Origin of the sequence: Canicola haemoglobinophilus (assembly GCF_002015075.1) — a bacterium.
In the GTDB taxonomy this organism is placed as follows: Bacteria; Pseudomonadota; Gammaproteobacteria; order Enterobacterales; family Pasteurellaceae; genus Canicola; species Canicola haemoglobinophilus.
Map to the genome: position 1 here is coordinate 66729 of NZ_MUXZ01000008.1, position 24449 is coordinate 91177.

A 24449-nucleotide genomic window follows, 5' to 3' on the forward strand; every position below is an offset into this window, starting at 1 on the left:
AAGCATCGCATAATAATTAGCGATTTTGTTTTTTAGGATCATTTTTGAAAGCATCTATTGCTAATAAAGTTGCACCAATACAAATAGCAATATCTGCAACATTAAAGATTGGATAATGCCAATCCTTCCAATAAAAATCAAAAAAATCTACTACAAATCCATGATAAGCACGATCTGCTGCATTGGCTAATGCCCCACCAATAATCATTGCATAAGCCGTATTTTGTAAACGTTGCACTATATTATTTTTGTATAGCGAATAAATGAGAAAGACAGAAATAAGTAAGGCTAAAACAATAAAAAAGTACTTCTGCCAGCCTGCATGATCGGCTAAAAAGCTAAATGCCGCACCAGTATTACGAGCATAGGTTAAGTTAAAGAAAGGTAAAATATTAATACTTTCGTATAAAGAAAAGTTTTGCACTACCACAAATTTAGTTGCTAAATCAACTAAAAAAGCCACCGCACTTATCCAAAGAAATGAAAGTCCTGTTTTTGATAAATTCATAGGGTTTCCAATAGATGAAAAATGGGCGTAGTATAACGCCCTATTTGAGTGAATAACAGTAAAATTCAAAAAATAACTGATCCATAAATTCTATAAAAAATTGGGGTTACTTTAGTAAAACTACTGCAATTTTGTTTTAATCAAGTGATAAACCATTTCTAATACCTGTTCAAAAGATTTATCACTATTTTTCAGCAATAAGTCTGCCAAATTATGATAAGAGCTTAATGCTCGGATAATGGCTTTTTTTACTGCATCAGGCAATTTACCATATTTCGCTATTTCAAAAGAGTTTGCTTTAATTTGAGCTAAAAGCTCGGCATCTTGCTCTAATTGTTCCACTAAATGATTGATAAATTGCACAATATCATCTTCAGGGGCAATATCCCCAAAAGTGGCTGATATTTGTTTAATAATTTCTCGCAAATAATCCAAATGTGTTGGCTCGCCCTGAATATTACTCTCTGGCAACGGACGAATAGGTTTCGGTTCTTCCACTTTATCATCAGGCTTAGCAATAGGCTCCGTTGGATATTTGTTGATCCTATAACCGCTCAATACTAAGCCTGAAATATCCACCTCATCAGGCGGCACGCTATCCAACAGTTTTGCCAATAATTTACTGAAAGAGGCAAAATTCTCTAGTTCACCATCATTAAAATCAATGAGTTGAGCAATATAAGAATAGATACGACTAAACTTAGCTAAATTAGATTTAAACTGAATTAATGTTTTTAACTGAATATCCGCTTCAACACGGTTGAGCTCTGCCAAATTTTTACCATTTTCATCATTAAAACTGACCGCTCTTTCATATTCATTTTCCCAATATTTAACGTCTTTTTTTAATTGCTCTAAACGTTGATTAAATCTATTTTTAGGTGCTTGCATGACCTGATATAAAGCTTCATGCTGTTGAATGTTATAGCGGTTTTTTTGCAATAAAAGCTGCGTATCAAATTTTGCTTTTTTATATTTAGCTAAATCTTGCGCATCATAAATTTCTACTTTGTCTAATTCATCTCGTAAGTTATAGACAATGTTTGGATCTTGAATATTCTCAATCACCGCTCCCTGATCATATTTCAAAAAAGCCGCCTTAACGACTTCTGGCTTATTGACAAAATCTACAATAAAAATCTGATCTTTTCCTGCAAAAGTGCGGTTTAATCTGGAATAAGTTTGCACAATTTCTACTTCATTAGCGATTTTCTTATCCACATACATCGCACAAAGTTTAGGTTGGTCAAAACCTGTTTGGAATTTATTCGCCACCACCATCACACGATATTCATTGCGATCAAAAACCTTACGTAAATCATTGTGAGGCAAATTCAAATTCATCGAACTTTCTGAAAACTCTGTTTCATCTGAAAAATCAAACAACTCTGGCATATTATGATCATCATTATGGCGAACTTCTGAGCCTGTCAATTTGCCAGAAAAAGCGACTAAAGTGCGGTAGTTTTTGTATTCATTGTTTCCCTCTAGCAACTTATCTAACGCCAATTTATAACGCACCGCAGCAGGACGAGAACTCGTCACTATCATCGCTTTTGCCTCGCCATTTAACAAATGTGCCACGTTATGATGAAAATGCTCCACAATAAACCGCACTTTTTGTGTCACATTGGTAGCGTGTAAATTTGCCCAACGAGCCAAAGTGCGTCTTGCTTGCTTCGCATTAACACGATGAGAGTTATCAACTTGATCACCACTTAATTTATAAGCGGTTTCATAAGGTAAGTAACCTTTCAACACATCTAAAATAAAGCCTTCTTCAATAGCTTGTCGCATAGTGTATTTATGGAAAGGTTGTGGTTTACCTTCTGAATCAGGACGACCAAATAAAGAATAAGTAGAATGTTTTGGTGTCGCAGTAAAGGCAAAATGGCTGATATTTTTTGATTGCACTCGAGATTGCTGAATTTTTTCCAATAATTGCTCAACAGTAAGATTTTCCATTTCCTCATAAGATTGCATCGAAAGTGTCGCTTGCAATTTAGAGGCAGTAGAACCTGTTTGCGAGTTATGGGCTTCATCAATAATCACGGCAAAGCGACGTTGTTGTAAACTCGTATTAGTTAAAATCGCTTCCATTACAAAAGGAAAAGTTTGAATAGTCACAATAATAATCGGGCTTGCCCCCAATAATGCCTCTTCAAGTTGCAAGCTTTTCGATTTACCCGCCTGTTCTTTATCTTCACGATTAATCGCCGCAATTAATCCTTGCTGATGATCTAATTGCTTAATGGCATCTTGTAGTTGAGCATCTAGCACTGTGCGATCTGTCACTACAATTGCCGAGTGGAAATAAGGCTCACCATTGGGATAACGTAATCGCACTAAACTATGTGCTGTCCAAGCAATGGTTGAGGTTTTGCCCGAGCCTGCACTATGTTCAAACAAATAATTTTTTCCCACACCTTGCAAACGACAATCTTCCAACATCTTAGTCACCGCATCAAACTGATGATAACGAGGAAAAATCAGGCGTTTCACCTTGGTATAACGGGAAAGACTATCCACTTTTTGTTTTTCCTCCCAATAAACAAAGGAATGGAAAATACGCAACCAATTTTTTGGCTTACAAACATATTGCCAAAAGTAAGCGGTAGGATATGGCTGATTTTCTGCAAAAGTCGGATTGCCTTTATGCCCATTATTGCCCTGATTAAACGGCAAGAAAAAGGTATTGTTACCGTCTAATTTTGTGGTCATCTCAATTTCTTCTTCCGTCATCGCAAAATGCACGATAGCCCCACGTTTTTCCGTAAGCAAAGGCTCCCGATGACGAGCTTTATCCACAGGCAAACGAGTTTGTCTATATTGCTGTTTTGCATCTTCCAAACTTTGGGTAAAAACGGATTTTAATTCCACTGTCGCAACGGGCAAACCATTGATAAAGAACACCAAATCAATACGATTTAACGCCTGATTATCAGCAAAGTGCGGTGCGTTTTCTGCGGTTTTTACTGAATACACCAACTCAGGCACAACAGTTAAGCGATTTGCCTTAAAATCAGCACAAACTTTCTCATTTCGTTCATCTTCAGGCTCCGCCTGACTTACCGTAATATTACCCACGCCTGCGAAATTGAAGCCTTTGCGTAAAATCTCCAAGGTGCCTTTATTTTCTAATTCCGCATCTAAACGTTTCAACACATCTTCATGCCAATTCGCCCCACGGCTTTGCAATCGGTTCCATTTATCCGCTTGTGTTGTTTCAATCCAAGCCCAAAAATCAGGCTCATAAATCGCAAACTTCTTATTGTACTCACTGCTTTTCCCCACAAGCCAACCTTGCTTTTTCAACTGTTCAACAATATGAAATTGGAAATCTTTTTCTTGAGGATCTGATTGCATAGCCATAGTTTCTTCCTTAACTGATTAAATGACGCACATCAATTTTTCCCGTTACGGCATGAGAAATAATGGAACTTCGATATTCTTTCAACTTTTCAATAAGTGCGGTTTGTTTTTGGATTAATTGATCAATTTTTTTATTTTCTGTTTCAATAAAATTGATGATTTGTTGTTGTTCTGATTTTTCTGGAACTAAAATTAACATTCTATTTAATTCGCTCATCTTTAATGATTGTCTCATTCCATCGCCCATAGAATAAAATACTTTCATTAAGTCATAAGTCCTAAATAAATAAGCATAATAATTCATATCAAGATTATCTGTTTTACTACTTACACTAATATATGCAGAAGTAATAATACCTTTAAACTTTGAAATAGCACTTCTTAAACTTCTTTTATCATTTTGTAAATCAGTAAATCTAAAAACAATATCATTAGGATAAATTATTTGGTACGTTTCAAAATTCTCAGGAACAAGACCTTTTACATTATGAATATCTTTTTCAATAATCTTTCCGTAACTTAGCGATAATAGATTATCTGAAAGCATTCCTTTATTTTTTCTTTTGTTTTCTATGAAAATGGAAGAAAACCTATGAATACCCCAATGCTCAGGCACTTCCCCCAACCATTCCACACCACTGTCTTTCATTTTCGCATGAGGATCAATGCCCTTTGTTACCGCATGAGAAATAATGGATTTACGTTGCTCTTCCAATAATTCAATCAACTTTTCTTGCTTCAAAATTAAATTATCGATCTTTTGCGTTTCTTGATCGAGATAAGTAGCGATTTGGGTTTGTTCAGCAATATTAGGGAATGGAATATTCACTTTTTTTAATAAATGAAATTTTATTTGTCGTTGAATTGTTCCAACACTTAAGGAACAGTTCATAAATTCACCTACAATATATTTATCTCTTAATAAATAGTTTAAATACTTTGGCATTAATTTATAGTGATCAGGAGTAAATACAAGATATGCAGGACTAACTATTCCTCGATATTTAGATATACCAACCGAGCCTCTCCAAGCTTGTTGATTATTCATTACAAAATCATTAACTTCTACTAATTGATATTTTTCTAGGCTTTCTGATGGTTTATGGACGAGCCCGCCTCCTTCAGAATAAGGAATAACACCTCTATCTAAATATACGGAGAGTAGTTTCTCTTGAGGGCAATTTGCTATTTCTTTCTTAGTAAATAGTCTGTTGAACTCTAATTCATTCCAATGGACAGGTATGTCAATATGACCAATATTTTTATATTTTTGGTAGGGTTTAAACATCTGTAAAAATCTCTTAAAATCCGACCGCTCTTTATTCAAAGTGATCGTAGGGACGCCATGCTGGCGTCCGCAAAAAATTTGTAAAAATTAATGAAAAATCAACCGCTTGTGCTGATATTTAAAATGGACGCCAGCGTGGCGTCCCTACTGTTCAGGTTGAACTAAAATTCTGTAAAATTTTAAATTCCCCCACTCAAAAAAACTTGCTTATTTTCCCTTAAAACTTGCTTAATAAAACAATATATTTATAAATCAATAGGTTATAAAAATATCTTAGCCTTGCTTAGCAAGGGGGAAAACTTGCTTAATCTTTCTTTAAAGAATATTTGGCATTGAGATCACGCTGTTTATCACTATGACGCTCGATGATTCCTTTATCCATAAAGCCATTTATATAGGATCTCACAGAATTTTTATTAATTTGTATGTGTTCTGTAAGATCAGTAATGGTTGCAGAACCATTAATAAATAGATAATTTAAAATGGCTTTCTGAGTATCATTAAAGTCCAACCAATTATCTTCAATATATAGCATAAGATCTGCTGATATGGTTTTTTCATGTGAACTTACTCGGTTACGCAAAGTAAGATAAACATTTCCATTCTGTTCACGATATTCTGGTTTTGCCAACAGCGACTTTTCCATTGACTCATAAATACGTGAGACACCTTCATTTAGCTGGCGGACATAGCCTAAGTCTTCTAGCACTCTGGCAATACGAGGATTACGAGCAAAACGTTCAGTTTTAATATTCTCTACGGTAACTTGGGCTGGCAAAGGTCCGCTATTACTAATTTCTAAGCGATCATCAAATTGCTTGATATAAATGACATTACCTTGAACATTATAAGAGCGGTGACAAAGTGCATTTACAATTCCCTCAAGCCATGCCTCTTCAGGATATTCTGGCACTTTTTTAAATTTACCTTGTTGAATATCCAGAAAATAATAATCACGCAATGATGCTCTAAGGAAATAACTCAGTTCTTCAATCAAACGAGGAATATTATTCTCAAATCTTTGATCTTTAACGACATTATGTTCTACACCTGTTTTTGCTGTAATCCCTTCATAGCGTACATAACGTACTGATGCAGAGGGAATATAACGTTCGGGATCTTGGGAGAAAAGTAAAATAGCAGATTTCTTAAATTTGTATTCATCACCCTGCTTAGCAATTAAGTTGCGTTTATATAACAAAGACAAAATATCATCTGATTTAAAATTTAGTTTTTGTTTGTAGCTATTTAATAAATCCTGATCTAGATCGAGAGGATCGAAATCTTCAACAACTTCATCTTCAAATAAACGAATATTTTTATCATATTCTAGCTTTTTTATTTGTTCACGATTTAATTTTCTATTGCTATCTGCAACACGTAAAAAAACTTCTTCATTATCTTTACGAGAGAATATTCTTTCTAAATCTTGTTCCACATGAAAAAGAAAAATTAACTTTCCATCAATAAAAATTTCTTCTAGCTGAATATGGCAAGGGGGAGTTATAAATTCAAATATCAATGTTCGATATGAATTAAGCTTATCAGAAATAAGATTAAGATCTTGAATTTCCCCTTTATCTGAAACACCAAAAACTAAAACACCACCATCGGCATTTAACATACCTATTAATTCTTCTGCAATTTTACTTGCTTTTATGTCTTTATCTCCTAAACCTTTACGCTCAAAATATTGATTTTCAGGTTGGTTTTGTAAATAAGACTTGGTAATTATTGTGTTAATTGTAGATACAGGCGTATTCATTATATTTCCTTGCTTATTTCTCTATAAAACTTGCTTAATAAAATTATATCTTCATAAATCAATAATTTATAAAAACTTCTTAGCCTTGCTTAACAAGGGGAAAAACTTGCTTATTTTCCCCTAAAACTTGCTTATTAAAATTATCTCTTTATAAATCAATAGATTATAAAAATTTCTTAGCCTTGCTTAACAAGGAGGAAAACTTGCTTAAGTTTTTCTATTCTAGCTTAAAGTATTAAATTTCCCCTAATAGCTCTGCCACTTCTGCGGATAATACTTTAATTTCCGCAAGGATTTCGTTCGGGTGGCGAGGTTGTTCAAACTGGTAGAAATATCGATTGAAATTAATTTCATAGCCTACCTTGCCTAACTCACCGTCTTTTGCATCTTTTTCTGTTGGGTCAATGATTGCATCTGCGGCATGAGGTAGCACTTCTGTGGCAAAGTAATCTTGCACATCTTGGAGTAATGGCACTCGTTCAAAGTCGGCTAATTCAGGATCAAATAAAACCTCGCCATCAAGTACCGTTGGCGGAGCCGTAGGATCTTTTACGCCAAAGGTTTTAATGAGTAAATTTTTTAACCCTTTGCTCATTCTTGGCACTGGTAATAAAGCCACAATTTGCGATAAGAATGTTTCAAAACTGTATTCACCAAAATGGGAAATTAAGTAATTTTCTACCGCACTTTGCACTTCCACTGCTAATTTTTGAAACTCTTTGCTTGCTTGAAATTGCTCAAGTGCGGTTGGATTTAGTTGCATTTTATAGCGTAATGGGCGTTGGATTTTGATTTTACGGTAGCCAAATTGTTGATAATCAAAAATTTTGCTGATGTCATTTGTTTCAAAATCTACATAAATTTGGCAAATGCGATGAATGGAATCATCATCAATAAATTTTGATTTTTTCCCTTCGTTTTTACGCATTGATGATGCCATTGATGTGGCATCAATAAGCTGAACTTTGCCTTTACGTTGCTGTTCTTTGCGGTTAGAAATAAGCCAAATATAAGTGCCGATACCTGTGCGGAAGAAAATATCGGTAGGTAAAGCTACGATGGCTTCAAGCAAGTCATTTTCTAGAATAAAACGACGAATTTCACTTTCACCAGAGCCAGCATCACCATTAAATAAAGGGGAGCCTGAAAGTACAATCGCACCACGCCCACCGCCATTTTCGACTCGTTCTAATTTGGCAACTAAATTTTGTAAAAATAACATTGAGCCATCGCCCACATTGGGTAAACCAGCTGAGAAACGTTGACCTTCGGCAGTTTCTTTTTGTACTGCTTCCGCATCTTTGCCCCAACTCATACCAAAAGGAGGATTTGAGCATTGATAATGAAAACGTTGGTTAGCAAATTGGTCATTAGATAATGTGCTGCCTAGCTTGATATTGGCGGATAAATCTTGATCTGGATTACTTTCAACTTTCTTTAATAGCATACTGCCTAATGCAACGGCATAGGTTTCTGGTTGTAATTCTTGCCCGTGAGGAACTAAAGTTGGTGCAATTTTATCTTGCTGTTTAAAACTATTTACATAGTTCATCATATCAGTGAGAAAGCCTGCGGTTCCGCAAGTTTGGTCATATAGGGTGCGAACTAGCCCTTGTTCTTGGCTAAATAGTTGATCATCAGGTGAAAGCAATAAAGTTGCCGCAAGATGAACCACATCACGAGGAGTCATAAAATCTTCTGCACCAGTACCTACTTCTGAACCGAATTTAGCAATCAAATGTTCATACACATTACTCATTGTGCGGTCTGGCACAACATTGGGGTGTAAATCAATGTTGGCGAAATTTTGGCAGATTTGAAATAAAAGATTGGCTTTATCAAGTCGAGCAATAATGTTATTAAATTCAAAATGGGTAAAAATCTCTCTCGCATTTTCTGAAAATTTACTGATGTAATCTTCTAAATTGGATAAGGTCTGGGTTGCCCCTAAATTCGCAAGGCTGTATTGAGAGAGGTTATAAAAAGGGTTTTGACTCGCTTCTTTGAGTTGAACAGTACGATATTCATCTGGCAATGAGTTCACTTTTTCATCTGATGCTGTATCCAGCACTGCTTGACGAGTTGGCTCAAGCACACATTCTAAACGACGTAAAACTGTGAAAGGTAAAATAATCTTCCCCATATCGGTATGTGGAAAATCACCCCATAGATCATTTGCATTTTTCCAAATAAAACTTGCAAGTGTGCTTTCGTTACTACTTGATTTTTGCTCCATTTTCTCCCTCCTTTATAACCTTATTACCCTTGTAAAATAATGCTTTTGTTGATTTCGCTTTTCTTCATAAACTTTTAGCTCATACAAAAGTGCGGTGAAAAATCACCGCACTTTTTAACTTTATGGCTAAAAGATTAAGCAAATTGACGAACTTCACCAATGCCTGTCACGTTTTCAACACAACGTCCGCAGATATGTGAGTGCTCTGCATTTGTGCCAATATCTGTAGAGAAATGCCAGCAACGTGGGCATTTTTCGCCTTCAGTACGTTCTACTTTCACCGCTAATCCTACTAATTCGCCCTCGACAACATCAGCTTCTGATAATGGTTTCACAATAGCTTGCGAAGTAATTAACACGAAGCGTAACTCATTGCCAAGTTGCTCAAGTAATGGGCGAATTTCATCGTTGGCATAAACGGTTACTTTCGCTTCAAGACCAGCGCCGATTAACTTGTCGTTACGAGCTTGCTCTAAAACACGATTCACTTCCGCACGCACTTTGAGCAACTGTTGCCAGTACGCATCGTCTAATTTATCGCTGTCGCCTAATTCGAATAAGCCATCATAAAATTCTTCGGTAAAGACAAACTCGGCTCGATTATCTAGCTTCGGCAAGTAACCCCAAATTTCATCGGCAGTGAAAGATAAAATTGGTGCAATCCAACGCACAAGGGCTTCTGAGATATGCCATAAAGCTGTTTGACAGCTACGGCGAGCAAGGCTATCCGCTTTAGTTGTGTATTGGCGGTCTTTGATAATATCTAAATAGAATGAGCCCATTTCGATAGAACAGAAACGCATTAAACGTTGCACAACCGTATGGAATTGGTAGTTATCGTAGGCTTCTTTAATTTCGTTTTGTGCATCTAAGGCACAGCTTACCGCCCAACGATCAAGAGAAATCATCTCTTCTGGTTTAACCAAGTTTAGTTTTGGATCAAAACCGTTTAAGTTTGCTAATAAGAAACGTGCGGTGTTACGGATACGGCGATAAGTGTCGCCTGCACTGTTTAAAATTTTATGCGAAACAGCAATTTCACCTGTGTAGTCCGTTGAAGCTACCCATAAACGTAAAATATCAGCACCATTTTTGTTCCAAACTTCACTTGGTACAATCACATTACCAAGGGATTTTGACATTTTGCGACCTTTTTCATCAACGGTGAAACCATGAGTAAGCACTTGATTATAAGGTGCTTTATTGTTGGTTGCAGTAGATAACATTAATGAAGACATAAACCAGCCACGATGTTGGTCTGAACCTTCTAAATACATATCCGCAGACTTACCGTTAAATTCAGGGCGTTGTTCCACGACAGACGCATAGGTTGATCCCGAATCGAACCATACATCTAAGGTATCTGGCACTTTATGGTAGGTTTTTGCATCTTCGCCAAGTAATTCAGCAGGATCAAGATCCCACCAAGCCTGAATACCTGCTTTCTCAATGCGTTTTGCCACTTCTTCAAGAAGCTCTAAAGTGCGTGGGTGCAGTTCTTCTGTTTCGTTATGCACGAACATGGTCATCGGCACGCCCCAAGTACGTTGGCGAGAGATACACCAGTCTGGGCGGTTTGCCACCATTTTATCAATACGTGCTTCGCCCCAGCTTGGGATCCAGCGTACTGATTTAATTTCACTTAATGCTTGTGGACGTAAACCTTGCGTTTCCATGCCGATAAACCATTGTGGCGTAGCACGGAAAATAATCGGGGTTTTGTGGCGCCAGCAATGTGGATAGCTATGTTTGATACGCTCTAATTTAAGCAATGCACCTGTTTCTTTTAATTTTTCGAGCACTAAATCATTGGCTTCAAACACGCCTTTGCCAGCAAAGAATGGCGTTGATGAGATAAATTTACCGTCATTTGCCACTAATCCAGCCATTTCTAAGCCATATTTTTTTGATACCACAAAGTCGTCTTGACCATGATCTGGTGCGGTATGTACTAAACCTGTACCACCATCAACAGTAACGTGATCGCCTAAAATCACAGGCACAGAAAAATCGTAGAATGGGTGGTTAAAACGAATAAGTTCTAAATCTTGACCTTTTGCCGCCCCTAAAATTTCTACATTTTCAATTTTTAACGCATTTTGCACCGCTTGTACTAATTCCGCAGCTAAAATCACACGCTCATCGCCAAGTTGAACAAGTTGATATTCTAACTCTGCATTGACTGCAATAGCTCGGTTAGATGGTAATGTCCAAGGGGTTGTTGTCCAAATCACAGCTGAAAGCGAACCTTGACCTTTACCAACTGCATTGAATTTCGCTTCCACTTCAGCCGTATCCACAGCGGTAAAACGCACATAAATTGAAGGTGAAATTTTATCCTCATATTCCACTTCGGCTTCTGCTAAAGATGAGCCGCAATCTAAGCACCAATGCACTGGTTTTGAACCTTTGTAAAGGTGACCATTTTTAATCACTTTACCTAAAGTGCGGATAATTTCTGCTTCGGTATCGAAGTTCATTGTCAGGTAAGGATTATCCCAATCCCCTAACACGCCCATACGGATAAAGTCCGCTTTCTGCCCTTCAACTTGTTCTTTCGCATAATCACGACAAGCCTGACGGAATTCCGCCGCTGAAATTTTCTCGTTTGGCTTACCCACTAAGCCTTCCACTTTTAGCTCAATCGGCAAACCATGGCAGTCCCAACCCGGCACATAAGGCGTATCAAAGCCAAGTGCGGTCTTGGATTTCATAATAATATCTTTCAGGATTTTATTAACCGCGTGACCAAGGTGGAGCGTACCGTTCGCATAAGGAGGGCCATCGTGCAAAATAAAGGTTTTCTTACCTTTAGATGCTTCACGTACTTTTTGGTATAAATTTTTGTCATACCAATTTTTCAACATATCAGGTTCACGCTTGGCAAGATCACCGCGCATTGGGAAACCTGTTTCAGGAAGGTTTAGGGTGTTTTTGTAGTCTGTCATATTTATTTCTCAATTTTATAATGAATCTAAGATGGTTTTAGAGTTGGAATATACGAGGAGAATCCATTGATTTAGTGAATGAACTAAACGGATCTGTCCGTTTAAAAATTCCACCATCCAATGATCTGTAAAGTCAACATTACATGCTTGATTTGCTCTCTCATAATCTGCACCACATACTAATTTAGTAGGGTTTCCATATTTTTGCGCTAAGCCATTTAAAATATCTTTTACTTCCTGTACTTCATGGGGAAGCGGCTTTCTCTCTTGGTTGTAACTTAAAATATCAATGGCAATACTATTAAATGCTTGGCCATTAAAATAAGCATTTGCTTCACGTGGACTACCATTAAATAAAAACTGCTTACATTTGTAAGAATTTAGCGGTTGGTAATATTCCCAAGAACTACATAATTTAGAATTGGAGATCTGTTGATAAGTCATTCCAAATTTAAGATCTTTATAACCATCTAAAGCCACGCTTTGAGCGAAACTCAAAAATGGAAAAAATGAACTTAAAATTAATAGCAGTTTTTGTAATTTTTTCATGAAATATCCTAACAAAATTATTCTGCATCAAGGCGCGTTATTTGCCTTAAACAAATAAACAAAGCGACTTAGCATTATACGCATAAATCCTTAGCGGTCAAAGGGTTGCGGCTTGTTGAAAATACTTTTTAGCCACTAAAACATCATTCTCAATTTGTTTTTTCAGTTCATCAAAGGAAGGGAATTTAATTTCATTGCGAATTTTATGGCAAAACTCAATTTGCAAGCTTTTTCCATATAGATCTCGATTAAAATCAAACAAATGCACCTCCAACAGTTGTTTTACTCCATTAATTGTTGGGCGCTTACCAATGTTAGCGACACCTTGAAAAATTTCCTCATTTTTTAACCGCACTTTTACTGCATAAACTCCTTTAACAGGATTAACTTGGCGGTGTAAATGAATATTTGCGGTTGGAAAACCAATTGTACGTCCAAGCTTGTTACCATGAGCAACTCGTCCATAAATTCGATATGGCTTACCTAATAGTGTTTCGGCTAAGACTAAATTATCTTCAGCTAAGGCTTGGCGAATAGCGGTGCTACTAATACGTTGATTATCTAATTGCAAACTACAGTTATCTTCGACTACAAAACCTTGTTGCTTTGCCATTTTTTGCAACAGTTGGAAATCGCCTGCTCGATTTACGCCAAAACGAAAGTCATCGCCAATGCTTAAAAACTTCACATTCAGATGCTTAACTAAATAATCTGTCACAAATTGCTCGGCACTTAATTGGGCAAAAGTGCGGTTGAATTTAACATAGAAAACGTAATCAACCTCTAATTCAGCTAGATAGGCAAGTTTATCTCGTAGGCGCATTAATCTTGCTGGAGCATTTTCTCCTTGAAAATATTCGCAAGGTTGGGCTTCAAATAACATCACTACGACAGGTAAATTCAAGGCTTGTGCTTTTGTTTTTAGGTGTTGCAAAACGGCTTGATGCCCTAAATGAACACCATCAAAATTACCAATGGTTAAAGCACAACCTTGTTGTTTTAAATGCGGGGGTAAATTATGAAAACCACGAATAAGTCGCATGAAATTGCCTAAAAATAAAAATTGCTAAAAAAAGTGGCGCACATTATACGCATAAATATGCAATGGTAAAAGGATGCGTCCTCTGCTTATTTATGCTTGCTTTCTGCTTAAAATTAAAAAACGACAGTCATAGGGATTTTTGTCATCGGCAAGGCGATGTTGCTCAAATTCGATCCTCCACTCTTGCCAATTAAACTGTGGAAAAAAAGTATCGCCTTCAAGTTCAGTTTGGATTTCTGTTAAATATAATTTATCTGCTTGAGAAAAGTATTGTTTAAACAGCTCGCCACCCCCAATCAGCATAATTTCTTCGTGATTTTCTTGCACAAAATCCACCGCACTTTGCATACTCTCTTTCCAAATTACGCCCTCATGTTCATAAGGTGAGCGAGACAACACAATGTTAATTCTATTCGGCAAAGGGCGACCGATACTTTCAAAAGTTTTTCGCCCCATAATCACTGGTTTTCCGCTGGTATTCTGGCGAAACCACGCAAGATCTGCTGGTAAATGCCAAGGCATTTGGTTGTCCTTACCAATTACATGATTTTTTGTCATTGCAACAATTAAACTTAATCCCATTCAGTTTCCTTTTTTGTTAATACACAGCGTTATCCGCAAAGTTGTCTATACTACAGGTTTGTGACGATAAAACAATAAGCCCGGCAAAGCTAAACCAAAAACAAGTGCACCGATAATAAAGCCTGTTTTAAGAAAATATTCTGTCATTTGTGCTACACGTTGTTCATTAAAACCATAATGATGTAAATGCACAATGGCAATCATCGCTTTATAAGCAAATACGCCTGGAATCATGGGAATGATGGCAGCGACGGTAAATACTTTTGGGTGAGCTAAATAACGATGAGATAAATGCACGCCTATAAAACCGATAACACTAGCGGCTACAAAGGTTGAAAAGACTAGTGGAATATCGAAATGCACTAAGAAAGTTCTTGTACCATGCCCCAATGCGCCCAAAATTGCACAATATTTTAAGGCGCTTTTAGGTACGTTAAATACAAGCGCAAATCCCACTGCGGGAATAGACGCAAAAAACATATCATCTAATAAATTTACGATAAGATCCATGATTAACGCCCCCAACTCGCAATATGTAAAAGACTCAAGGCAAAAACAATTCCCAAACAAGCACCAAAAGTCAGTACTGTTGCTAATGTCCAACGAGCAATCCCCATGTTGATATGCCCTTTTAAAATATCAGCGAGAGAATTAATGAGTGGAAAACCTGGAACTAGTAACAACACGCTTGATGCCAAGGCAATTTGTGGGTCATTACCTAATTCATATTTAATTGCTAAACCTGAAACCATAGAAGCAACAAAGGCTGTGATAGCAAAAACAATAAGGGGATTATAATGACGTACTGCCAAACTTTGACGAATAAACATGGCAATAGAAGAGGCAAGGAATGTAATTAAAGCAATAACCGTATCTCCACCAGATAAATGTGCAAAGCAAGCACAAGAAAGTCCGATCATTGCAACTACTAAATAGCGATTATATTTTAAAGGCTTGATGTTATCTAATTTATCCCGAATATGGTGTAAATCGTAAATCCCTTTTTCTGCCATAATGACTAAGCGTTGAACCTCGGTGACCACTTGCATATTAATGCCTTTATCAAGGTTTTTTCGCACGGTAGTAATACAATTGTGATTGCATAATGTGGTAATGATAACGGCATTTGGTGTTAATGCACATTCCACGCTATCAACTCCCAATGCAAAGCCTAGACGTTGGGCCATTTGTACAATCAATGTACTTTCTGCACCATGTTGCAATAACATTTGAGCAACTTGTACACAAGTCCTTGTTATTTCTCGTTGCCGGAATGAATTATTATCCTCCGTAGTATCCATAAAACACCTCATAATAATAAAAAAATAAACTGCACTTATTATATTACCTTCTTATATATTGACTTTGTTTTAAATCATGAAATAGCGATGGAAATCACATGATTTTTCTCTACTTTAATGGTAATTTATGGAAAATTTTTTTCAGGTAAAAATAGCTATGGAAACACAAAAACCAAATAAAACTATTGTTGTCAAATTTGGCACCAGTACTTTAACGCAAGGATCGCCAAAATTAAATCGTCCACATATGATGGAAATCGTGCGTCAAATCACTCAATTGCATCAGGCAGGTTTCCGCGTGATTATCGTAACATCTGGAGCAATGGCAGCAGGGCGACATTATCTCAATCATCCGCAATTGCCACCTACTATCGCCTCAAAACAATTACTTGCAGCCGTTGGACAAAGCCAGCTTATTCAAACTTGGGAACAACTTTTTGCTATTTATGATATTCATATTGGCCAAATTCTTTTGACGAGAGCAGATATAGAAGATCGTGAACGTTTTCTCAATGCAAGAGATACACTACACGCTTTATTGGATAATCAAATTATTCCAGTCATTAATGAAAATGATGCCGTTGCTACCGCAGAAATTAAAGTGGGGGATAACGACAATCTTTCCGCATTAGTCGCTATTTTGGCACAGGCAGAACAACTCTATTTGTTAACGGATCAACAAGGATTATTTGATAGCGATCCCCGCAAAAATCCTCAAGCAAAACTTATTCCAGTGGTGGATAAAATTACTGATCATATTCGTTCTATTGCAGGCGGTAGTGGCACCACATTAGGCACTGGCGGAATGTCAACCAAAATTACTGCTGCAGATGTAGCAACTCGCTCTGGCGTAGAAACAATTATTGCCCCAGGAAATCGTGAAAATGTGATTGTTGACTTAGCTTATGGCAAAGAAATCGGTACTAAATTTATTGTACAAACAGATCGTTTAGAAAGTCGTAAACAATGGCTTTTTGCCGCACCAGCAGCAGGCATGATAACCATTGATGAAGGCGCAGAAAGTGCGGTCTTAATTCAACACAAATCTTTATTACCGGCTGGCATTATTAAAGTTGAGGGACGTTTCTCTCGTGGTGAAGTGGTTAAAATTTGTAGCGCCAATGGCAAAAAAATCGCTTTAGGCGTTCCTCGTTATAACAGCGATGCCCTTGAACAAATAAAAGGAAAAAAATCACAAGATATTGAACAGATCCTAGGTTATGAATATGGCTCTGTTGCTATTCATCGTGACGATATGATCGTCTATTGATTGGAAAATTAAGATAATGAAGTTGTTTCAATTTAGCTTAATTTTAAGCGGTATATTATTAGTCGCTTGCAACAATATGAATAAAATAAATTCATCTGAAAAAAGGACGATGTTTAATGTTAATCAACAAAATAAAAGGATTAATACGGCAGAATGCCAAGATATTGATGATTGGTATTTAGATGGTTTTCGGATTGGTAAATCATTCCCTGAATATAAGCAAAAAATGTTACAACAACGCATTGCGTTTTGTGAAAACTTCACTGCTATGAAGGTATCTAATACGTTGATTAATTCTTGGGAAGATGGGTTTAATAACAATAAATCCAATAGAATAAAATAAAACAGGCATCTGAATGATGCCTATCTTATTCACCTGAAAAACAAGGCGGTTATAAAACCGCCTTATTTCTATTATTGATTATTTTGAACGTAATCAATTGCTGCTTGAACTGTTGTAATTTTTTCAGCTTCTTCATCTGGAATTTCAATATCAAATTCTTCTTCTAAAGCCATTACTAATTCAACTGTGTCTAAAGAATCTGCACCTAAATCTTCAATAAATGAAGCTTCAGATTTAACATCTTCTTCTTTAACACCTAATTGTTCAACAACAATTTTCTTTACGCGTTCTTCAATGCTCATTTTGCTTTTTCCTATTATAGTTAGCGACAAAAATAATGGTGATAGTGTATGTATTTTTTACTAAGTTTCAACCTATTTTTACAAGGTCAAACCACAATTACAATCAAACTTAAATACATAATATAAATGAGTTACGTTAATCTGTTAACGCAACAGCCAACGTAACTCGCTTATTCCATAGCTACATTGCTAGTCGGGGATTTTAGCATTAAGACATCTTTTTGGCTAGCCAAAAATCCCTATTAGCCCTAAGCTAAATACATTCCACCATTCACATGTAATGTAGTACCTGTAATATATGCAGCATCATCAGAGGCTAAAAAAGCAACAGCTTTCGCAATCTCTTGTGGTTGACCTAAGCGACCAGCAGGTACTGCAGCTAAAATATTGGCTTTTTGCTCATCAGTTAAAATATCCGTCATATCCGTTGCAATAAAACCAGGTGCTACAACATTCACAGTTACGCCACGAGCAGCAACTTCTTTTGCTAAAGATTTGGTAAAACCTACTACACCTGCTTTAGCTGCACAGTAGTTAGTTTGCCCTGGATTGCCCATTGAACCAACCACTGAACCAATATTAATAATACGGCCACCTTTTTTCATCATTGGACGTAACACAGCTTTGGATAAACGATAAATCGACGTCAAATTAGTTTGCATAATATCAAACCAATCTTCGTCTTTCATACGCATTAACAACCCATCACGAGTAATGCCAGCGTTATTCACTAAAATTTCAACATCGCCAAATTCAGCTTTAATTGTCGCTAATACGCTTTCAATAGACTCTTGATCTGCTACATCTAATACCAAACCTTTACCTTGTTCAGCTAAATAAGCCGAGATACTTTCTGCACCTTTTTCACTTGTTGCAGTACCAATAACAAAAGCGCCTTTTGCAGCTAATTCTTCTGCAATCGCACGACCAATCCCACGTGTAGCGCCTGTTACTAATGCAATTTTTCCTTGCATAATAAACTCCTAAATAAAAAATGGGCTATTCAGTACTAGCACATTATCATAAATATTAAACTAAACTTTCTTCCACCATATTCAATGAAGATAAATCATTGACTGATTTCGCACTCAATTCTTTAACAATGCGACTTGTTAAACCTGTGAGCACTTTATTAGGTCCGATTTCAAGTAAAAGTTCAATCCCATTTTGTGCCATTTTCTCAACGGTTTCTGTCCAACGTACTGGACTATAAAGTTGACGTACAAGTGCGGTACGAATTTCAGCAGTTTCATTCTCCGCTGTCACATCAACGTTATTTATGACAGGAACTTGTGGTGCTTTAAAAGTGATATTTTCTAAGGCTACTGCTAATTCTTCAGCAGCGGGTTTCATTAATGCACAATGAGAAGGCACACTTACAGCTAAAGGTAATGCACGTTTTGCTCCAGCCTCTTTACAAGCAACTGCCGCTCGTTCTACTGCCGCTTTAGCGCCAGCAATAACTACTTGCCCAGGTGAATTAAAGTTCACAGCAGAAACCACCTCGCCTTGTTCTGCCTCTTTGCAAGCTTTAATGATACTCTCGTTATCTAAGCCAATAATGGCGTACATCGCACCAGTGCCTTCTGGCACGGCTTGTTGCATAAGTTTGCCACGAAGTTCGACCAATTTGATAGCATCTTGGAAATCAATCACGCCAGCACAAACCAATGCAGAATATTCCCCTAAACTATGTCCAGCCATGACTTCAGGTTTTAGTTCTGGGTATTTTTGCTGCCACACTCGGTAAATAGCCACAGATGCCGCTAAAAGTGCGGGTTGAGTTTGCCAAGTTTTATTTAACTCTTCCGCTGGACCTTGTTGCACTAATTGCCACAAGTCGTAACCCAAAACAGATGAGGCTTGCTGAAAAGTTTCTTCAACAACAGGATATTCTGTTGCTGACTCTGCTAACATACCAACAGCTTGTGAACCTTGTCCTGGAAAAACCATTGCAAATTTTTTCATTTATATTTCCTACTCAATAATTATATTTAATCGTTTTGTTAAAAATTAGAAACGGACTAATGCAGAGCCCCAAGTCCAACCACCACCGAATGCTTCTAATAATAAGAGTTGTCCACGTTTAATACGACCATCACGCACAGCTTCATCTAATGCCACTGGCACGGTTGCCGCACTTGTATTGCCATATTTATCTAAAGTAATCACCACTTGATCCAAAGACATATTCAATTTTTCTGCCGTTGCGGTAATGATGCGTAAATTCGCTTGATGAGGTACTAGCCAATCTAAATCCGCTTTATCCAAATTATTTTCACGCAATGTTTCTTCTACTACATTAGATAATTCTCTGACTGCAAGTTTGAAAGTAGCGTTACCTTGCATTTGAATATAGCCAGATTGCGCTTCGCCACGCTGTGCCTGTGGAAGAACTAAAGCATTGCCTTTATCTGCAGCAGCATGTAAATGAGTAGAAATCACGCCTTCAGTTTCACTATTTTCTAAAATGACAGCACCAGCACCATCACCAAATAAAATAACTGTACTGCGATCAGTTTCGTCTAATTTACGAGAGTTAAGATCCGCACCAATGACTAACGCTTTTTTTACTTTACCAGTTTTAATAAATTGATCAGCAACACTTAACGCATAAATAAATCCAGTACAAGCCGCTGCTAAATCAAAAGAAATGGCATCATCAATATCTAACATCCCTTGAATTTGGCAAGCAGCGCTAGGATAAGCATGAGAATGGCTCGTTGTTGCAACCAAAATTAAATCAATGTCGTTAGGATTAAGATTAGCTAACTCAAGGACATTTTTTGCTGCTTCAAATCCCATTGTGGCAACTGTTTCATACTCGCCAGCAATACGGCGCTTTTTAATACCAGAGCGAGTAGTAATCCATTCATCAGATGTATCTACCATTTTTTCTAAATCAGCATTCGTTCTGATATTAGCCGGTTTATAACTACCGGTTGCTAAAATTCTACTATACATAATTATCTCATTAATTCACTTCTTAATATTTATCTAAGCCTGCAAGTATTTTCTGTGGAATTTCTTGGCGAGCTTGTAATGCCGCATCTTCTATTGCATAAGCGAAACCATCAATATTCGCTGAGCCATGGCTTTTGACCACCACTGCGGTTAATCCAATTAAAGATGCACCATTATATTGATCTGGATTAATTTGTTTTAGGCGTTGAAAACTCCCCTTGAGGAATAATTTTTTGACTAACCACGCTAACAAAGGCTTACAAATATGGTTAGTTTTATTTAAAGTTGCATTACCTTTGACTAAAGAAATCACATTTTTGGCAGCACCTTCAAGGGTTTTTAATGCAACATTACCCGCAAAACCATCATTTACAATCACATCGGCTTTGCCATTTAATAATAAGTCGCCTTCAATAAATCCAATGTAATTAAGTGCGGTATTTTTTTTCAATAATTGTGCCGCATCTCGAATGGATTTATGGCCTTTGATTTCTTCAATCCCAATATTTAAAAGGGCAATTCGTGGATAGACTAAACCTAACTGATATTCAGCAAAAATAGATCCCATCAGTGCAAACTGATACAAATTTTCAGCACTGCAATCAATGTTTGCGCCTAAATCTAGCATGACACTACGTTCACCAGTCATGGTCGGAATAACAGAAATCAGGGCGGGACGTTCGATGCCATGTAAGGGTTGCAAGATAATTTTTGCCAATCCCATTAACGCTGCCGTATTTCCAGCGCTGACACAAGCTTGAGCCTCGCCTTTTTGCACTGCCTCAATAGCTAAACGCATTGATGTACCTTTGCTATGACGTAAGGCATAAGATAGCCCCTGTGTATTTTCAATAACACGAGAACAATGACAAACAGTTAAACGATTTTGAATATCGGTAGGAAGATTTTGTAGTAAGGGGAGAATTTGTTGGCTATCACCGAACAATAATAAGGAGAGCATTGGATCTTTTTCCAACGCTTTTATTGATGCGGGGATAGTAATACGGGGACCTATGTCCCCGCCCATCACATCTAACGCAAGAGTTAGACGACTCAAGTGATTACCTTAAATAATCAATAATATTTATTAATCACTTTACGACCACGATAGTAACCATCTGCAGTTACGTGGTGACGTAAATGAGTTTCACCAGTTGTTTTGTCAACTGATACTGCAGCAGTAGTTAACGCATCATGTGAACGACGCATATCACGACGTGAACGAGATTTTTTATTTTGTTGAACAGCCATTGGCTATACTCCTAAATTTACTTTTTCTTTAAACTAGCTAATACAGCGAACGGGTTCGGTTTTTTTGCCAGTTCTTCTGGCAATTCGCCAAAAACCTGTTCAGCCACGGACACTTCACAGTGTTCAGATGAATGCATCGGAACAATTGGGAGAGCAACAATAAGTTCATCTTCAATTGTACCAATTAAATCTATTTCCCCGAATTGATTAAACTCTATCGGTTCATAAATCTCTGGTAATTCATCGATCTTATCTAAATTAGACACTGGGCTATAAGTGAACTCACATTCCAATGTTTGCTTGAAAGTTTCACCACAACGCTGACATTCTAATTCAACATCAACGCTCGCTTTTCCTTTCATTACAGTTAATTTTTGTGGATCAATGAAAAACGATAATGTTACCTGCGCATCGCTGAGCACTTTGACTACTGACTCCGCTAAACGAGTAAGCTGATCAGCGGCATAATAGCCTTGATAATCTAATCTGCGTTGAGCGTCTTTTACTGGGTCAGTAGTGAGGGGTAGTTTTACCTTTTGCATAGGGCGGCAATATTACCTTTTGATCGTCAATTAGTCAAAGGAAATTATCACTTTTTATGCTAAAAGTTATCAATAAACTGACAAAGCCAACTAATCAATAATTGATAAGATTTCAAATTGTGCATCAGGAAAATGCTCGGCTAAATATTGTTGCAAATAGCGTTCCGTTTCTCTGTTGATAATTTCATCGCCAAGAGGATAGCGATTATAAATAAGGCTATGTAATGGAATCCCATTCTGCTTACAAGCTGCCAAACTTAACAAAGTATGATTAATACTACCTAACTTTCCCGAAGTCACTAAAATCAAAGGATAGCCACAATCTTTCAGATAATCTAAAGTTGTATACTGTTCATCATAGGGAACACATAATCCGCCAGCCCCCTCTAACAAAACATAATCATATTTTTGTGCTAACTCTGTGGTTTTTTGTTGAATAAGTGCGGTGGAAATTTGACGATTTTCCAAACGAGCGGCTAAATGAGGCGAGCAAGGATAGCTAAAAACATAAGGGCAAGTTAAGCCTTGGTGATCCTCTTCAGTGAGATCTATTTGCATTATTTTGCGATGTTGCACAATATCTTCCGCCATGCCTTTACAGCCCGTTTGCACCATTTTTTGCGTAATCACCTTAAAGCCTTGTGCCATTAATTGCTTGGCATAAATGCCTGTTGCAATAGTTTTGCCTACATCTGTATCTATGCCTGATACAAATAAAATCTGTCCTGCCATAATTAAGTTCTCTTTCTTGCCAAAATAAAAATTGGCTGATAAGTCAACCGCACTTTGCCTTGTCCCAAAGCATAAAGACGCTGATAATCGCCAATAAATCGCTGTAATTTTGCCTTATTCCAATGCCCTTGGCTTAATGCAGTTACACCTGTTTGTTTCAAATGCTGCAACACTTGCAGGGGGGAATTAAACGCCAGTTCAATTTGTTGCTGATGCAAATGTAAAATCTCAAAATCCCTATGTAATGTCTGTTGCCATTGTGCCAAGTTGGGATAATTTAAGCCTACGCCTGTTAATTGACGAATTTCCAATAAATTTTCTGGGGCGAAAGTAGCGAGCAACAAATAGCCTTGAGAATTCAATTTGTCCGCAGATCTTTGCACGAAGCCAAGTGGATCATTAAACCATTGCAATGTGGAAGCGGAAACAATGAGATCATATTTAGTGGGGAAATGATGATATTCCGCATCAACTTGAAAAAAATCATAGGATTTGCCAGCCAAAATCTCACCAATCTTTTCTTTAACATCACAAAGATCATTCAAATACCAATGAGCAATGTTTAAATGTTGTGCTAATAAACTGGTTAGCTGTCCTGTGCCACAACCAATTTCCAACACATCAGAAAAATCTACTTTCCCTTGTTTTACTAACAAAGCGACTAAGTATTCATTAATTTGTTGTTGAGCAAAGGCTTGTTGATCGTAGGTGGTTAAGGCTTGTGAAAAGCAATGGGCAACTCGCTGTTTATTTATCTCTTGCACACCAATCCCCCTTTAGTTAAAGAGAAAATAATTCTTCCCAACAGCTAAAAGCAGCAAAGGGATAATGAGGTAAGGATTTTTGCACAATTTTATCTTGTTGTTGCGCAAAATAATCTTGCCAATAGGCATTTTGATTTTCTATGGGAAAAATGCGATCTTGTTGTCCAATAATGGCTTTTGTCCATTGAATTTTTTGCTGAGGCTGTTTTTGCATTTGCTGATAAAGAAAAGCTAATTCTCGGTGATTTTCCACCGCACTTCGTTGCCCATCAAGCTGTTGATATTGAGTAAAAAGCTGTTTATCGCCACAGATCCTACGCTGAAATTTAGCTAAATTAGCTTCGTCTAAATTTTGCAAGGTACCAACAAAAATAGCCTGAGGAATACCAAACACATCATCGCAAGGCTTGCCTGTGCCATTAATGGCAACAGCAGAACTCAATTGAAGATGAGGGAAATCTTGCATCACTTGATCCGCCACCCAAACGCCCATTGACCAAGCCACTAAATGAATTTGCTGGTAAGAGGAAAAATCGAACTCAAGCTGTAAATTCTGATAGTTATAACAAATCAACAAATCTTCATTTGGCGATAATGCTAAATGTTCTACCGCACTTGTAGGACTGCCCCAGCCTGCAAAATACAGTACTAAATTTTCCCCTTGATTATTAATCCATTTTGTTTGCATAA

23 protein-coding genes are annotated in these 24449 nt (G+C 37.2%); 2 read left to right on the plus strand and 21 right to left on the minus strand.

The window, feature by feature from the left end; all coding sequences use genetic code 11:
• Positions 1 to 16: 16 nt before the first annotated feature.
• The 11 genes from lspA to B0186_RS03220 form a co-directional block, all read right to left on the minus strand.
• Complete coding sequence (gene lspA / locus B0186_RS03170; RefSeq protein WP_078217949.1) at positions 17 to 508, minus strand: signal peptidase II; 492 nt, start codon at positions 506 to 508, stop codon at positions 17 to 19.
• Positions 509 to 628: 120 nt separating this feature from the next.
• Entirely contained in the window at positions 629 to 3880 is a 3252-nt protein-coding gene (locus B0186_RS03175) for a type I restriction endonuclease subunit R (protein WP_078217950.1), read from the minus strand.
• Positions 3881 to 3890: 10 nt separating this feature from the next.
• Positions 3891 to 5168, minus strand: coding sequence for a restriction endonuclease subunit S (locus B0186_RS03180; RefSeq protein ID WP_078217951.1), 1278 nt, complete (start codon positions 5166 to 5168; stop codon positions 3891 to 3893).
• Positions 5169 to 5472: 304 nt separating this feature from the next.
• Positions 5473 to 6933, minus strand: coding sequence for an ATP-binding protein (locus B0186_RS03185; RefSeq protein ID WP_078217952.1), 1461 nt, complete (start codon positions 6931 to 6933; stop codon positions 5473 to 5475).
• Positions 6934 to 7168: 235 nt separating this feature from the next.
• The gene (locus B0186_RS03190; protein WP_078217953.1) at positions 7169 to 9169 is read right to left on the minus strand and encodes a type I restriction-modification system subunit M; all 2001 of its coding nucleotides are present in this window, start codon (positions 9167 to 9169) and stop codon (positions 7169 to 7171) included.
• Between the two features lie 134 nt (positions 9170 to 9303).
• On the minus strand, positions 9304 to 12117 hold the full coding sequence (gene ileS / locus B0186_RS03195; RefSeq protein ID WP_078217954.1) for an isoleucine--tRNA ligase: 2814 nt from the start codon (positions 12115 to 12117) through the stop codon (positions 9304 to 9306).
• Positions 12118 to 12132: 15 nt separating this feature from the next.
• The gene (locus tag B0186_RS03200; protein WP_078217955.1) at positions 12133 to 12666 is read right to left on the minus strand and encodes a hypothetical protein; all 534 of its coding nucleotides are present in this window, start codon (positions 12664 to 12666) and stop codon (positions 12133 to 12135) included.
• A gap of 97 nt (positions 12667 to 12763) precedes the next feature.
• Complete coding sequence (gene ribF / locus B0186_RS03205; protein ID WP_078217956.1) at positions 12764 to 13708, minus strand: bifunctional riboflavin kinase/FAD synthetase; 945 nt, start codon at positions 13706 to 13708, stop codon at positions 12764 to 12766.
• A 90-nt stretch (positions 13709 to 13798) separates the two neighbouring features.
• Positions 13799 to 14290 carry a type 3 dihydrofolate reductase gene (gene folA, locus B0186_RS03210; RefSeq protein ID WP_078217957.1) on the minus strand — a complete coding sequence of 164 codons (492 nt, stop codon included), beginning with the start codon at positions 14288 to 14290 and terminating at the stop codon, positions 13799 to 13801.
• Between the two features lie 45 nt (positions 14291 to 14335).
• Positions 14336 to 14800 (minus strand): threonine/serine exporter family protein, encoded by a 465-nt coding sequence (locus B0186_RS03215; RefSeq protein ID WP_078217958.1) that lies wholly within the window; start codon positions 14798 to 14800, stop codon positions 14336 to 14338.
• 2 nt (positions 14801 to 14802) lie between these two features.
• Positions 14803 to 15591 (minus strand): threonine/serine exporter family protein, encoded by a 789-nt coding sequence (locus B0186_RS03220; RefSeq protein WP_078217959.1) that lies wholly within the window; start codon positions 15589 to 15591, stop codon positions 14803 to 14805.
• A 157-nt stretch (positions 15592 to 15748) separates the two neighbouring features.
• Here B0186_RS03220 and proB point away from each other — a divergent pair, with 157 nt between their 5' ends.
• Positions 15749 to 16861, plus strand: coding sequence for a glutamate 5-kinase (gene proB / locus B0186_RS03225; RefSeq protein WP_078218086.1), 1113 nt, complete (start codon positions 15749 to 15751; stop codon positions 16859 to 16861).
• Positions 16862 to 16970: 109 nt separating this feature from the next.
• The gene (locus tag B0186_RS03230) at positions 16971 to 17204 is read left to right on the plus strand and encodes a hypothetical protein (protein WP_158077949.1); all 234 of its coding nucleotides are present in this window, start codon (positions 16971 to 16973) and stop codon (positions 17202 to 17204) included.
• Between the two features lie 71 nt (positions 17205 to 17275).
• Here the strand turns inward: B0186_RS03230 and acpP are convergent, their stop codons facing one another.
• The 10 genes from acpP to B0186_RS03280 form a co-directional block, all read right to left on the minus strand.
• Positions 17276 to 17506, minus strand: a complete 231-nt coding sequence (gene acpP / locus B0186_RS03235; protein WP_078217960.1) for an acyl carrier protein — start codon at positions 17504 to 17506, stop codon at positions 17276 to 17278.
• Between the two features lie 248 nt (positions 17507 to 17754).
• Positions 17755 to 18480, minus strand: coding sequence for a 3-oxoacyl-ACP reductase FabG (fabG, locus tag B0186_RS03240; protein ID WP_078217961.1), 726 nt, complete (start codon positions 18478 to 18480; stop codon positions 17755 to 17757).
• A 55-nt stretch (positions 18481 to 18535) separates the two neighbouring features.
• On the minus strand, positions 18536 to 19474 hold the full coding sequence (fabD, locus tag B0186_RS03245) for an ACP S-malonyltransferase (RefSeq protein WP_078217962.1): 939 nt from the start codon (positions 19472 to 19474) through the stop codon (positions 18536 to 18538).
• Positions 19475 to 19519: 45 nt separating this feature from the next.
• Positions 19520 to 20470, minus strand: coding sequence for a beta-ketoacyl-ACP synthase III (locus tag B0186_RS03250; protein WP_078217963.1), 951 nt, complete (start codon positions 20468 to 20470; stop codon positions 19520 to 19522).
• Positions 20471 to 20492: 22 nt separating this feature from the next.
• Entirely contained in the window at positions 20493 to 21527 is a 1035-nt protein-coding gene (gene plsX / locus B0186_RS03255; RefSeq protein WP_078217964.1) for a phosphate acyltransferase PlsX, read from the minus strand.
• A gap of 17 nt (positions 21528 to 21544) precedes the next feature.
• Complete coding sequence (rpmF, locus tag B0186_RS03260) at positions 21545 to 21721, minus strand: 50S ribosomal protein L32 (RefSeq protein ID WP_078217965.1); 177 nt, start codon at positions 21719 to 21721, stop codon at positions 21545 to 21547.
• 17 nt (positions 21722 to 21738) lie between these two features.
• A complete protein-coding gene (gene yceD, locus B0186_RS03265; protein WP_078217966.1) occupies positions 21739 to 22263 on the minus strand; it encodes a 23S rRNA accumulation protein YceD in 525 nt (174 codons plus the stop codon).
• 90 nt (positions 22264 to 22353) lie between these two features.
• The gene (bioD, locus tag B0186_RS03270; protein WP_078217967.1) at positions 22354 to 22995 is read right to left on the minus strand and encodes a dethiobiotin synthase; all 642 of its coding nucleotides are present in this window, start codon (positions 22993 to 22995) and stop codon (positions 22354 to 22356) included.
• A gap of 2 nt (positions 22996 to 22997) precedes the next feature.
• A complete protein-coding gene (bioC, locus tag B0186_RS03275) occupies positions 22998 to 23759 on the minus strand; it encodes a malonyl-ACP O-methyltransferase BioC (protein ID WP_328587424.1) in 762 nt (253 codons plus the stop codon).
• Positions 23760 to 23775: 16 nt separating this feature from the next.
• Positions 23776 to 24447, minus strand: coding sequence for a DUF452 family protein (locus B0186_RS03280; RefSeq protein WP_078217969.1), 672 nt, complete (start codon positions 24445 to 24447; stop codon positions 23776 to 23778).
• Positions 24448 to 24449: the final 2 nt, after the last annotated feature.